Annotated in this window: 9 protein-coding genes and 1 pseudogene; 3 read left to right on the top strand and 7 right to left on the bottom strand. The window is 57.3% G+C overall.

Annotated features, from left to right (window positions below; translation table 11 throughout):
• The 5 genes and pseudogenes from IRZ24_RS09105 to IRZ24_RS09085 all read right to left on the bottom strand — a co-directional run.
• Positions 1-230 (bottom strand): annotated as a pseudogene (locus IRZ24_RS09105) (hypothetical protein); the annotation flags it as partial.
• 139 nt (positions 231-369) lie between these two features.
• Complete coding sequence (gene murA / locus IRZ24_RS09100) at positions 370-1737, bottom strand: UDP-N-acetylglucosamine 1-carboxyvinyltransferase (protein WP_297162847.1); 1368 nt, start codon at positions 1735-1737, stop codon at positions 370-372.
• Positions 1734-3323: an NAD(P)/FAD-dependent oxidoreductase gene (locus tag IRZ24_RS09095; protein WP_297162845.1), complete on the bottom strand. Its 1590-nt coding sequence runs from the start codon at positions 3321-3323 to the stop codon at positions 1734-1736. Before IRZ24_RS09095 ends, murA begins: the two co-directional genes overlap by 4 nt.
• Before the next feature lie 47 nt (positions 3324-3370).
• On the bottom strand, positions 3371-4750 hold the full coding sequence (locus IRZ24_RS09090) for an FHA domain-containing protein (RefSeq protein ID WP_297162842.1): 1380 nt from the start codon (positions 4748-4750) through the stop codon (positions 3371-3373).
• A 669-nt stretch (positions 4751-5419) separates the two neighbouring features.
• Entirely contained in the window at positions 5420-6181 is a 762-nt protein-coding gene (locus IRZ24_RS09085; RefSeq protein WP_297162840.1) for a hypothetical protein, read from the bottom strand.
• A gap of 771 nt (positions 6182-6952) precedes the next feature.
• Here IRZ24_RS09085 and dnaA point away from each other — a divergent pair.
• The 3 genes from dnaA to IRZ24_RS09070 all read left to right on the top strand — a co-directional run bounded on the left by dnaA (position 6953) and on the right by IRZ24_RS09070 (position 10891).
• Positions 6953-8545 (top strand): chromosomal replication initiator protein DnaA, encoded by a 1593-nt coding sequence (gene dnaA, locus IRZ24_RS09080; RefSeq protein ID WP_297162837.1) that lies wholly within the window; start codon positions 6953-6955, stop codon positions 8543-8545.
• Positions 8546-8966: 421 nt separating this feature from the next.
• Positions 8967-9677 carry an SDR family oxidoreductase gene (locus IRZ24_RS09075; protein WP_297162853.1) on the top strand — a complete coding sequence of 237 codons (711 nt, stop codon included), beginning with the start codon at positions 8967-8969 and terminating at the stop codon, positions 9675-9677.
• 83 nt (positions 9678-9760) lie between these two features.
• Positions 9761-10891, top strand: coding sequence for an S-adenosylmethionine:tRNA ribosyltransferase-isomerase (locus tag IRZ24_RS09070; protein ID WP_297162834.1), 1131 nt, complete (start codon positions 9761-9763; stop codon positions 10889-10891).
• A gap of 266 nt (positions 10892-11157) precedes the next feature.
• Here IRZ24_RS09070 and IRZ24_RS09065 read toward each other — a convergent pair whose 3' ends face one another.
• Together IRZ24_RS09065 and IRZ24_RS09060 are read right to left on the bottom strand one after the other, a co-directional pair.
• Positions 11158-11967 (bottom strand): SAM-dependent methyltransferase, encoded by an 810-nt coding sequence (locus IRZ24_RS09065; protein ID WP_297162831.1) that lies wholly within the window; start codon positions 11965-11967, stop codon positions 11158-11160.
• A gap of 218 nt (positions 11968-12185) precedes the next feature.
• Positions 12186-13244, bottom strand: a complete 1059-nt coding sequence (locus IRZ24_RS09060; RefSeq protein WP_297162827.1) for an ABC transporter substrate-binding protein — start codon at positions 13242-13244, stop codon at positions 12186-12188.
• Between the last annotated feature and the right edge of the window lie 109 nt (positions 13245-13353).

Here is a 13353-nt window from a genome sequence, read left to right as displayed (position 1 = left end):
ATGCGTGTTTCCGCCAGGCCGCGGCGGGCAAAGATCTCGGCGGCTACGTGTAAAATCTGCCGCCGGCGTTCATCGCGGATCTGCTGGTTTGCTTGCTCACTGCGTGGCATCGGCTCATCCTGATAAGGTGGCGGGTAGGTAGGATAACGTCCTCTACTCGGGGCCGCCTTGATCTCAGCCCGCTCGAACTGGAACGAGTGGCTGGATTCTTTGAATGAGTAATCACTCATTCAACACATTGGAAAGTATAGCCTTTCTGCTGGCCTCTGTCAAGAGAGTGAGGAAGGAGCTAGCGGAGAGCCTGGCAGAAGGGTGGCCAAGAGTGGGGCGAGAGGGTGAGAGTGAGAGCTAAGCAGGAGTCTGACGGAGCTAGGCGAGAGCATCCAGCCTATCGTCCTCTCCTGAAGGGCGGATCACCTCAAGCTGGGCCCCGAGGGTGCGTAGCTTCTCATCCAGACGCTCATAGCCACGCTCGATATGCTCCACGCCATGCACCTCAGAGGTTCCCTCGGCGCAGAGAGCGGCCAGAATATAGGAGCAGCCGGCGCGGATATCGGGGATATCCAGGCGAGCGGCGCTCAGAGGGGTGGGACCACGAACCACGCAGCTATGCAAATACTGTTTCTCGCGGAAGCGACAGGGTACCTCACCCAGGCACTTCGTATAGAGGCCGATATGGGCCCCCATTGTTTTCAGGGCATGGGTATAGCCGAAGCGATCCTCATAGATTGTCTCATGCACCACCGAGATCCCATCGGCCTGGGTCAGCAGAATCGTAAAAGGCTGTTGCCAGTCAGTCATAAAGCCTGGGTGGACATCCGTTTCCAGAGCGATAGGAGGGGGAGGGCGATCATCTCCGATAAAGCGGATGCCCTCATCCTCCACCTCGAAGCGCAAACCCATTTTGGACAGCGTATTCAAGAAAGTCAACAATGTGTCCTGCTGGGCCCCTCGCAGGTAAATATCGCCTTTCGTCAAGTAAGCGGCGATAGCCAGCGACACCGCCTCATTGCGATCGCTCAGAAGCGTATGGCGGGCCCCGCGTAGGCGCTGCACCCCTTCGACCACAATGCGGCGGTCTACCTTCTGCTCAATAATGGCGCCCATTTTCTGGAGAAACTTGATCAGGTCGATGATCTCTGGTTCGAGCGCGGCATTTTCGATGATCGTCACACCCCGGGCCAGCGAAGCCGTAATCAAGAAATTCTCGGTGGCCATCACACTAGGAAAAGGCAAGCGGATAGTAGCGCCGTGGAGGCCGCGGGGTGCCCTCATATAGTAGCGACCGCCCAGCTCTACGATCGTTGCCCCCATCTGCTGCAAGCCGTTCAGGTGAAAATCGATGGGGCGCGCACCGATGCGGTCGCCGCCAGGCAAAGGGATATCGGCTTCACCGCAGCGATGCAGCAAAGGGCCGACCGTCAGAATCGCCATACGGTTCAGGCCGCCGATTGTCGCTGAGACCGAAGTCGAATGGATAGCTGGGGTTCTGATTGAGAGTGTATGCTCCTGCTCATTGAGCATCACCTCAGAACCCATCTCCTGACAGAGGCTCAGCGTCAGATAGAGGTCACCGATAAGGGGCACGTTACGCAGCGTGCAGGGTTCCTCTGTCAGCAGTGAGGCGATGGTCATCTTTGTAACAGCATTCTTGGCGCCGCTGACCGTGACCTCACCGTGGAGAGGGGTACCACCGCGGATCAAATAATAGGGAGCAGTCTTGGCAGCATCCGTCATGGATAAAGAGGTCTCCTTACCTGCTTACGAGCATTGCCCGGGGCCGTCCATAACCAGCGCAGGGCGTTCAAGCGAGAAGGAGGGCGTTCAGCGCAGCTTGAGCGTGAGCGTCCCCGCCCGCGTCCAAAGGGAAGCCAGTCTAACCAGCTCGGATGCTTGCCAGCGACAACGGTCGCAGGCAAGCGAGGGGCCCCAAGTGGGCCGACCGCCTCATCGCGCTCGATGGCATCGAGGAGATCCAGCACATAATTCACGCTCTGGGCTACTCCCTCGACCATCAAATAGCCACTGGGTTTAACGGCGTCACCCACCAGAAAGAGGCCCTGCAATGGAGTAACCGGCGAAAGATCTCTCCCCTGAGCCAAGCGATTCACCGGCCACTCGCCGCGGTAGACACTCATCGTGAGGATGCGGCAATGCTGTTCAAACGTCTCGCCGAAGAGGCTACGCAGGTCGGCGATGGCCAGGGCCTTCTCCTCTTCAATATTATCACTCTGGAGCACCTGGTGAGTAATGAGCAGATGCTTGCCCGGAGGAGCAAGGCGGGGATCGCAGTTCGTTGGCTGGACAATGCCAGCAATGCGCTGGGTGTCCAGACAATACATGATACCGCGATGGGGGATGAGGGAAACATCGCTCAGTACATGAACCTTCAACCCCACTGCTTCGCGGTAGGCACTGTCTGATGCGCTTGCTGCTCTTTCTCCCTCGGCAGGGGAAGCTGTCTGGGCGACCTGCCGCTGCTGTTTCAGCAGCTCGGCCTGGCGCACCTGGCGGTTCTCGATCAGAGCCGTAGTAGCACGAGGGCCGATATCGCTGACCACCAAGGGAGCGCGGAGCAACAGCTCATTGCCAGTCACCCGGTTACGAACGCGTACGCCCGTCACTCGCCCCTCGGCTTGCAAAATCTGCAGAGCCTCGTGGCTCAGTAGCACCGTGGCGCCTCGCTCGCGAAGGCGGCGCTCTAGCTCAGCTATCAGCGCGCCGCAGCCCCCCTCGACAATGCCGGGCGCGCCGTAGCGAAACATATTCTTCGTCGTTGCAATGACCTCAGCCGTTGAAACCTGATGCAGCTCCAGACTAAGGGCAAAGCGGGCAATGCGTTCGAAGAATGCCACTAGCTCACGGTTGCGCTCGACATTGATGTGGCGTGCCAGCCAGGAGCTGAAAGGTAGGTCTCGCTCCTCAGCGGGGAGCGGACGCAGGAACATCAGGTAACCCAGGCGTAGGAACCAAAAGAACTGGCGCGGACCAAGAAAGCGGTAGACGCCAAGGAGGCCACGAGCGCGTACCTGACGTCCGTGCACATGGAATGAGCCGAAAACGTCGGCGTCGAGAAGACGATGGGGGATTTGCAGACGCCGCAGAGTGCGGGCCAGCACCCCGCTGCTGCCGAAGGGAACCATATGCACAGCGCCAGTGCTGACCTGCACACCTTTGAAGGTTTTGGCCGTAAAGCGTCCACCGCAGTGATCAAGCCGCTCCAGCAGAGCTACGCTTTTGCCGCGCTGCAGCAACTGAGCGGCGCTGAGCAAGCCCCCCAAGCCAGCGCCGATGACGATGGCGTCATAGTGCTCTTCCTGCATCTTTGTGAAACAGTCTTATGCTTCCTATAAGATGAGATTTTTGCTGATTAGCGTTCCTCTCCAATGAGAGCGCGTAGTAGAGTATTACACTCTGCCAGCGTGTTGAGTACGCTCTGGTGGATCTGGAAGACCTTATTCAATTCGCGAGCTTTACGGGCAAGGCGTGTCACGTACTCGATATCGCGGGGGTTGTTCGTTACGTCTTCCATCAACTGGATCAGCTCAGACCAGGCAAGGGCCTCGCGGCTGCGAGCCACATCGGCGATGGTCTGGTCCATGCGTTCAGCCACACGGCGCACGCCGGCGCGCAACTGATTAGCCGTTTGAGCGATTTCGGCCTCATGATTGCGCAGGGCCTCCTGTGTCGCATTCAACTGCTCTTGGAGAGCGGAGACCTGGCCATCAAGCGTGGCCAGAGCCGCCATAAGCGACGACATATCAGGCAGGGCGGGCAGAGGCAGGCTTGTCAAGCGATTAAAGGTTACGCCATCGGCAGGACTGGCAGCCGGAGCCTGAACGCCTTCTGGAGCGGAAGCACTGGCGGCGGGTTCAGCCTCACGTGCCAGGCTTGCGGCGGCAGGTTCAGCCACTGCGGCGGCGCTAGCGGAGCTGCTATCGCTGCTGCGGGGCGCGGACGAAACGGCTCCACTGCTGGCTGTCCCTGCAGAAGATAGCTCACCCTCGCTACGGGTCGCAAACTGGTCTAGTGAGCCAGCGGCTGTCAAGTTGCTATCTTCGCGCGTGCGATAGGTCAGCTCGCTGGGTTGGATACTGATCGTCGGTAGCTCATCGACGCTGGCAGCGGGAGCATGGAAGATCAATTCATGCTCACCGATACCGATATGATCACCATCCTTTAGAACGTATGGAACTAACTCCTCAAGCTGCTGTCCATTGACGAAAGTTCCGTTTGCGCTCCGCTCATCGCGCAAGATATACTGGCCATTCTCGTAGCGTACCGTAGCGTGGCGACGTGAGGTAAGCTTATCCTTAGAAAGGAGGATATCGCTCGTTGGAGCACGCCCGATAGTAATCTCCTCCTTATCAAGGGTATATTCCTGGATCACCTCGCCGCTCTCCGATTTCAGGGTAAAGCGAGCAGGGTTTTGAATTTTCGGTGCAGCAGTGGCCACTGCTGCCTCATGGCTGGGGGCTAACTGGGCAGGCGAAGGCGACAACTCTGTCGGAGCTGCTGGCGAGGCAGGAATAGTAGCATTTGACCAGCCTCCGCCGGGCGAAGGTGACGACTGCGAGCCAGGAGCAGAAGGCCCCCACTCATCCTGAGCTGGCACAGTCGCATCGCCCCCGGAAAGCGGGGCCTGGGCCTGCTCATAAGCAGGAGCGGAGGAAAGCAGCGGCTGACCACAACTCAAGCAGAAGCGATCCCCGGGCCGCGTTTCTGCACCACAACGGGGGCACTTATCCATAATAGATCTCCTCCCTTTGCTAGCACGTAGGCTTTGCTTTTGTGCTCCTCGTATACCTCACAGGAGTAATTAGCGCACTCGCAAAACTGTTGCCATTATACCAGAAGTAGTCACCGGGCGTCGAGCGGGGGCAGAGGCGGCCTTGAGAGACCCCTATCGCTGCCCGCGGCTCAGGCTGAACTGTAACGCCTTGAGGCCAATGAAACCCCAGAAGAGGCCAGGCAGTCCAAGAATGGATCAGGCCAGAAGTCCCTGCAGAGTAAGGAGGGCTATAGTACCACCGCAAAGAACTATCAGCTATCTTAGCGGGGCGAGCTGGCTTCCCCGAGTGCCTGTCCCATCCCAATGCTTTACTGTCGGCTATTCCCGCTGCAGAGGGGAGTGGAACGCCGCAGGGCGTACAAAAGTCCACCTGCGGATCGCGAGGCTGCCCACAGTCAGAGCACATGCTTAGTCGCTGCACGATTCCTGCTTCCTTTCTTTGCCTGGATGAAGGGCGTATCCGCAACAGAACCATTGGGCGTGGCTCTCCTCTCTCTTTCTTTTTTGCTTGGAGTGGCGCATCTCCCGTGGATAGTTGCGTCTAGACTCGTATGCCTGTGTGTAGCAGCTAGCAAATGGCTCACCATCTGGCTTCTCCATGTTACTTGGCAGCGGTGAGGGAACTGATCAAGCCAGAGGGACCCAAGCGACGTTTGGCTGCAAGGAATCGAAAAATTGTTTCAGCGTTTGCTCGTCACCAGGTGCGGAGAAAACGATACTGGTCTCGCCGCGCACACCAGAACAAATTTGATTCGGTGTGCGTGTTGGGGTTGGACTCACCCTGGCCGTTGGGGTAGCCTTGGTCTGTGAGCGAGCCGCCGCGGTAGGGGTGACCAAAGAAGCTGTACATTGAAACTGGGACTTCTGATTGCGATGCGGCGCCTCTGAAAGGCTAATAGCGCTTCCGTCGGGCAACAGGTAGGAAATAGAGAAGTTCCCGCCAAAGATTGGATCATGCACCGTCCCGAGCGCGCTCACCAGACAGCTCTGGGCTGGCAGGCGGGGGGGCAGGTAGACAGTGAAGCCGAGTAGGGATTGAACCTGTTCCCAATCCGTGAGAGTGCGCGGGCCACTCGTTGGGGTGCCCTGAGCACTTGGGGTAGTGGTTGAAGTAACGGTAGCGGTGGCGGCTGTTGGAGAGACGCTGGCTCCTTCATCCCGGAATAGCATCGAAGGCTTGCCGCACCAATGGAGCTGATTCAAGGCGACAGTAGCGGGGGTAGGAGTCGTAGCGGCGTGCTGAGTAGGCGTATTGCCGCCCAACATGCTGGAACAGGCGGTGGTCAACGATCCCATCAAGATCACCAGGATCAGGAGCAGGAGCCAGCTATAGCCAAGTTTGGGTCGGTAGACGGCCTGTGCCGAGCGCAGCAGTGCTTTCATGGGCATCACTGAGCAGCCTTCTTCTCTTCCCTGTCCCCGGCGGAGCATGAATGAACCGAGTAGCTGGGTAGAGGAGCGGCTGCCCCTCCTTTCTATCCTCTCACTCAAAAGATAGCGGTGTGGAAGCAAGGCGCATCTGGGACTGAGCGTCGTGTGTGCCGGACTGCTCTTTCCCTCACGCTAGCAAAAACAGGCAGAGAGAAGGCGAGCCGGAGGTAGTCACCTCCGTTCGCTCTATGCTCGTCCGCCCTATCAGGCTGTCTCTGTAAGAAGCGGCGGCAGGCTAGCAGGCAGGCAAAAGATGAGACCTGACTGACTGGAGCAGCTAGAAAGGAGCGCTATCAGGTCTCCCACTGTAGCCGGTAAGCGGAGCGGGCTGTCGGGATCTCTGCGGCTGCAGGTCTCCGCTTCCCAGCGGCAACAGTACTTTTTTCCTCACTCGCGAGCAGGCCCTGCGCGCTTTGGACCCAGTATATATTACTGGTAAAGGAATTCCTATGGCCTGCTTCTCATCTGGTACCAAAAGAGGGCTTTACAGCCTTTTGGTTTAGTGCTACCATTACCCTCTGCTATTCAGGAATACGTTCATCCGGGTGTTTTTTGTCCTACTCATCCGACCCTTGTACTACCAGCGTAGGGCTGGGCACCCCTCGAGCTGCGACTTGTTCTAATGATCCGAGCCTATGACCTGGTGGCATGCCTATGCCCGGATGAACCAAAGCAAAGAGAACTACGCAGCCTGAAGGCAGAGACGAACTGCGTATGAGGTGAGAGCCGGTGAATGCAAAACAGATCTGGAAAGCGACACTGGAGCAGATACAGACCCGGGTCCAGCCGTCCGTCTATGATACCTGGTTCAGCGGAACGGTAGGACTCTCGTTCGATGAGAATGTCTTTATGGTAGGGGTGCCCTCAGCCTTCGCCAAGGCTCAGATGGAAGTGCGCTTTATCGAGATGATCCGTTCGCTCCTCACGGAGGTGACTGGTTGCCAGCCCGAGGTGCGTTTTGTGGTCACGAAAGGCTCGACTGTCGATGAGGAGCTACAGGAGTTGGAGCAGGAGGCGGCTCTCAGCGAGAGTCCTGCTCAGCGTTTGAAGCGCACCTACCGCGCGCCCAGACATCGCCCAGCTCTGCGGGCAAAGCTCGATTCATCTTCACCGGCAATTGCGATGACGTCTCACGCCCCTTCTAGCGCTCGCCCGGCCCCTCATCGCGCTGCAACCCCTGAGGAGGAGCAGGCTGCTATGTTTCTAGGCTACGAACGCCCTGCTGAGGAGAAGGGGGGAAGTGGCGGCGAGCAGGAGCATCTCTTTACGCCGATTGAAGGCGGCAGTATGCTGAATCCACGCTATACCTTTGACACGTTCATTGTTGGTAAATCAAACCGCCTGGCTCATGCCGCCTCCAAAGCCGTGGCCGAGCGCCCTGGCTATGTCTATAACCCGCTGTTCCTCTATGGCGGGGTGGGCCTGGGCAAGACTCACCTACTCCACGCCATTGGCCATCATGGCGAAGCTGCCGGCCTCAGCGTTCTCTATACAACCTCCGAGAAGTTTACCAATGAAATTATCAACGCTATCCGTTTCCAAAAGACAGAGGAGTTCCGTGCGAAATACCGGCAGATCGATATTTTGCTGGTCGATGATATCCAGTTTATCGCTGGCAAGGAGTCTACGGAGGAGGAATTCTTCCACACCTTTAACGCCCTTTACGATTCCAACAAACAGATTGTGGTGACCAGCGATCGCCCCCCAAAGGCCATTGTCAGCCTGCAGGACCGCTTGCGCTCGCGTTTTGAGTGGGGACTGCTGGCAGATATCCAGCCGCCTGACTATGAGCATCGCCAGGCGATTCTTCGCTCGAAGGCTGAGTCGATGCGCTTCCAGGTCCCTCCGGCGGTGATCGATTATATCGCTCGTCCCGAGTGCCGTAGTGTACGTGAGCTGGAAGGGGCCTTGAAGCGTGTGATTGCCTATGCAACGTTGCATCAGGAGCCACTCACTGTCAGCTTAGCTGCCAAGGCGTTGGAGCATATCTATAATAGCAAACCGCCTGCCACGTTGACGGTGCGAGAGGTGTTAGAAGGGGTCTGTCGCTATTATAATGTTGATCCCGAGCAGCTCCGTGGAAAGGCCCGTGACCGTGAGATTGTCTGGCCGCGTCAGGTGGCCATGTATGTTATGCGGGAGCAGACTGATGCTTCGCTTCTGCAGATTGGTGCTGAGTTAGGCGGACGTGATCACACGACGATCATGCATGGCTGGGAGAAGGTGCAGGCTGAGATGGCAACCAATGACCGCGTGCGCCGTGAGATTGCCGCGGTGATCGAGACCATTGAGCAATCGCGAATGGAGCTGCGGCGATTCTGAGTTACCTCTCTTCGCCTACCAGCGTCGCCGTCATCTGGCTACTAGCGATAAGCCTTTCGGTTGGGGTTGGGCACTGGTGGCTGGCTAGTCAGCGGCGAACGGGCGAGTCGACCAAGACTGAGTGCTGAAAGAGCAGAGTAACAGAGATCAAGAGGCCTGCGATGTAGCCGGAGAGAAGATTGGCGCACCGCAGGTCTCATTGTCTTTGCGGCCTTGCTGGTCCTGCTCAGCGCGCTGCCGCTGACTCTGGTTGAGGGTAACGGGAGACGATGAGGTGGGGAGCGACCAGCGTTAGGCTGCCTGTCCACATGGACAGGCGCTCATCTGTCCGATTGCCCGGTGTAGGTCAGGGAACGGCTTCTCTATCATGTGATCGTGCTGACTACTCATCTGTGATCCGCAGTAAGGAGGCCGATACTTGATGACTTCTCTGGCCGAGAACGCTGGACGTACGGCCCTGATCACTGGGGCCTCGCGTGGTCTGGGCCTTGCCCTAGCTCGTCGGCTTGCTCGGGAGGGCTGGCGGCTTGTGATCGATGCGCGCACTGCCGACGAGCTAGAGCAGGCTCGGGCCGAGTTGGCGCAGTGGAGCGAGGTAGTAGCTATTGTTGGCGATATCAGCGGTATTGAACACCGGCAAGCACTGACCAGGGCCGTGGCCTGCTGGGGGCGACTCGACCTACTGGTCAACAATGCCAGCATACTTGGGCCCAGTCCTCAGCCTTTTCTGCTGTCTTATCCTCTCGATGTGCTGGAAAAAGTCTATCTTGTCAACACTTTTTCTCCATTAGCACTTATCCAGCATTTACATTCTTATCTGCCATCTGGTGCCTGTATCATCAACATCACCAGCGATGCGGCGCGCGAGCCGTATCCTGGCTGGGGTGGCTATGGGTCAAGCAAGGCTGCTCTAGAGCAACTGACTGCTATTCTAGCGGCAGAGCAACCGCAGTGGCGGATCTACCTGGTTGATCCTGGTGACATGAATACGCGTCTGCATCAAGAGGCCTTCCCTGGCGAGGATATTAGTGATCGTCCTCCGCCGGAGGTGAGTGTACCGGGCTTGCTGGCCTTAATTGAGGGAGACTATCCCTCGGGGCGTTATCTGGCACGTGAGATAAGGTCGAGGTAGACAGGTGGGTGCTGTGAGTCATGCTTGACTTCCATAAATGGAAGGGATCTCTATTGATAATAGAGCATGTAAGGTAAGAGCAGATGCAAAACGCAAAAGAGAGAGAGCCTGGTGCGTATCTCAAAACCACACGTGGGTCATGGCTGTTGACCGATGAGCTGAGCTGGCAGGGCTTGCCCTTTGAACTGCCAGCTCAGCTTGAGGCAAGAGAGCCGCCTGAGGCGCGGGGCTTGGCGCGTGATGAGGTGCGATTACTAGTCTCGTATTGCCATAGTGATCAGCTAGTGCATACCCGCTTCCGCGCCTTGCCGACCTTTCTCAGGCGGGGGGATGTGCTGGTTATTAACACGAGCGGGACCATGAAAGCGGCACTGAAGGCCAGGCATGCCGATGGAGAATTACTAGAGTTACATCTTTCGACTCGCTTGCCGGCGGAGCTATGGGTGGTTGAGGTGCGTCAGGTCTTGCCTACAGGGTCACGGCCCTATCTCACGATGCGCGCTGGCGAGGTATTGACTTTGCCTGAGGGAGGTCGTCTAGAGCTGTATAGGCCCTATGTGCAGAACAGCCGAACTGGCGAGGCACGTCTTTGGGTCGCAGCGCTGGATCTGCCAGAGCCACTTGATGTCTATCTAGAGCATCATGGCTTTCCTATTCGTTACAGCTATGTAGAGCGAGAGTGGCCGCTTGAATACTATCAGTCAGTCTTTGTTACAGAGACGGGCAGCGCAGAGATGCCCTCTGCCAGTCGTCCTTTCACGGCTGAGCTAGTCACGCGCCTGGTAGCGGAAGGAATCCAGTTTGCGCCGGTGCTTCTGCATACGGGAGTAGCCAGTCTGGAGGCTCATGAGCCGCCTTACGAGGAATACTATCGTGTACCTGCCGAGAGTGCCGAGCTAGTTAATGCTGCTCGTCGGCAGGGACGGCGGATCATTGCTATAGGGACAACGCCTATGCGGGCGATCGAGACGGTAGCTGATCAATATGGGGTAGTGCATGCTGGTGAAGGCTGGACGGATTTGGTGATTACTCCGCGTCGAGGCCTGTATGTCGTCAATGGCTTGCTGACAGGTTTCCATGAGCCGCAGGCCTCCCATCTTGCGCTCCTCGAGGCGCTGGCGGGACGCGAGCATCTGAAACGGGCCTATGCGGCGGCGCTTCAAGAGGGCTATCTCTGGCATGAATTTGGCGACGTGCATCTTATTCTCCCTTGAACGACAGATCATTGAAAGTGCTCTAACGAATTAATACAGTAGCTTTGGTTCGGACGAGATTCACACTCATAGCCTGGATTTTGAGGCCGGGCAAGCGCGGCAGGGAGCAAGACCAGAGCAGATGGTTAAGGGTGGCTTGCTTGCCGTGGGAGTCGCACCACTGGATAAGCAGACAGAGAGGACGCCCTTGCTCTCTGGCCTGACCGAGCCGCGCTTGACAAGCTTTTCTCGGCTCCGTGTTGAACGGTCTGATTGAAAGAAGGTTCTTAGCTATCCCGGCTCTGGCGTACGGCAGTGACCAGCCAATGATAGAGCTTTTCCGTCTCGGGAGTCAGCTCCTCACTTGGGATGAACGGGTAGACGGGGCGATTGTATTCATAGCCTTTGCGGGCGGTAGAAGTGACGAAAGCCTGCCAACCCAGAGAGGCCAGGAGGCTGGTAGGGTCATCGATTGTCCCGATCCAAGGGACGCCAAGGCTGGAAACGCGCTCTGTACGCTGACGCGTTAAGGGAGAGGTTGTCATAGCGCTATGGATGGCATCGAAGGCCAGCCAGCTCTGAGGCGCGCTCAAGCTACTGATGCGCGAGAGTAGCTGCAAGATCGCCTCCTGAGGCAGGTAGAAGAGCAAGCCTTCAATGAGCCAGACGGCGGGGAGCGAAGGATCATAGCCAGCTTTCAGTAGCTCTGAGGGCCAGGAATCCTCGGTAAGATCGATAGGGATAAGGCGGCGTTGACAGCGTGGGCGGGCCTGTTGCTCCTGTAGGATATGCTCCTTGTAGTGGAGCACGGATGGCTGATCCAACTCGAACACAATCGTAGCTGGGGGCCATTCCAGTCGGAAAGCGCGTGTATCGAGGCCACAGGCTGGTATAACAAGCTGGCGAATGCCCAGCGTGCCGATGGTATGCTGCAGAAATTCATCGAAGAAGCGGGTACGTACAATGATGCAGCCGCCGGCGTCTTCGAGCTGGAGAAAGCGGCGTTCGCCTTCTGCGCCGGCTAGTGAGGCGGCCCAGGGGTCATGAAAGAGTCGATCTGGCCGCTGGCTCTCATGAGCGCGCACAGCGGCTGTCATATAAGCGGTGTATCCTATTGAGGCTTTTTGGACCGAAGTCGGGCTGTGCTCTGACATCATCTTCATCCTTCCCAGGGCAAATCTGCTTGCCTGTAGGTAGCGCAAGCTAACAAGGGATAACAATTGTCTCTGTGACCAGGCGCCTGGCGATCAAGGTGCCTGGATATTGGCGATGATCGCCAGGTGCAGCCTGGCCTACTGTTCCAGACAAGTTTGGGCTACACCTGTGGAGTGAAGCCCTGGAGAGCCTGAGCAGCGGTTTGAGTATCGACTAAGGTAGAGAAGGGAGGGATCTTCTTCACTGCTCCTGTTTGGAGGGCGAAGGAAGCGGTAACGTTGTAGCCCTGCTCGTTGACGATGGGCGTGGTTGCGTAGGAAAAGCGCAGGTCCTGAGCGGCGGCGGCAGCGGTCTTGTCGTCGATGTGAGTATACTTTTGCAGGATCTTGATCGCCTGGTCAGGATACTTCTGGATGAAGGCGAGGGCCATAGTGATGGCGCGCACGAGAGCCTTGATGGTATTGGGCTTGGCACGGATGAGGCTGGCCTTGGCGTAGAAGACGGAGTTGAGCTGGCCCTGCATTTGGGGGACATCGCCGCGGAGGGGGCTGATGAAGATGCGGCCCAGGCCCTGAGTTTGGACGGCCTCGCCGACGGGCTTATAGAAGCTAAGGGCATCGACGCGACCAGCTTTCAGGGCTGCCACTGCTGATAGGACATTGTTACCAACAGGGACAAGGATCGCGTCCTTGCTGGCATTCAGACCGAAGAGGTGGAAGAGATAACTGACGAGACCACCGGTTTGGCCGGTAGTGGAGACGACGCCGATTTTCTTGCCGACGAGGGCTTTGACCTTGGCCTCCAAGGGGCTGCTTTCGGAGAGGCCGGTCTGCTGGAGGAACTTGTTACTGACAGTGATGTCGTTGGGGAAAGAGGTCTGTAGCTGCCCGATCACCTTGACATCGGAATCGATCTGTGAGACGAGGAAGGCATCGGTGAGCAGGCCACCGATAGCGACCTCAACGGCTCCGGAATGGATGGCCTCGGCCATCTGCGGGCTGCTGGATTCAACAGTGAACGGAATAGGGTAAACAGTGAGGCCTTGGGCCTTGAAGTAGCCCTTGTCAAGAGCCACCATGTCGGGAAGAGTGGCTGAGGAAAGGCTCGTAAGGGCCACCTTCAATTTCATGTCATCGGTGTTATCGGTATGCACTGGCTGGCTGGAGCCAGGGCCGCAAGCCACGAGGAGCAGTAAACAAAGTAGAGAGAGAAGTGCCATAAAAGATCTTAAGTGACACTGCTGCATCTGGCTGGGTTGCATAATTCCCTCCTGATGTTCTCTGTAGAACTACATATGTATTTTTTCATTTTTATTACCTACTACGTAT

Origin of the sequence: Thermogemmatispora sp. (assembly GCF_019683755.1) — a bacterium.
In the GTDB taxonomy this organism is placed as follows: Bacteria; Chloroflexota; Ktedonobacteria; order Ktedonobacterales; family Ktedonobacteraceae; genus Thermogemmatispora.
Note: the sequence above shows the minus strand (reverse complement) of the source record. Positions and strands in the feature narration are given on the sequence as shown.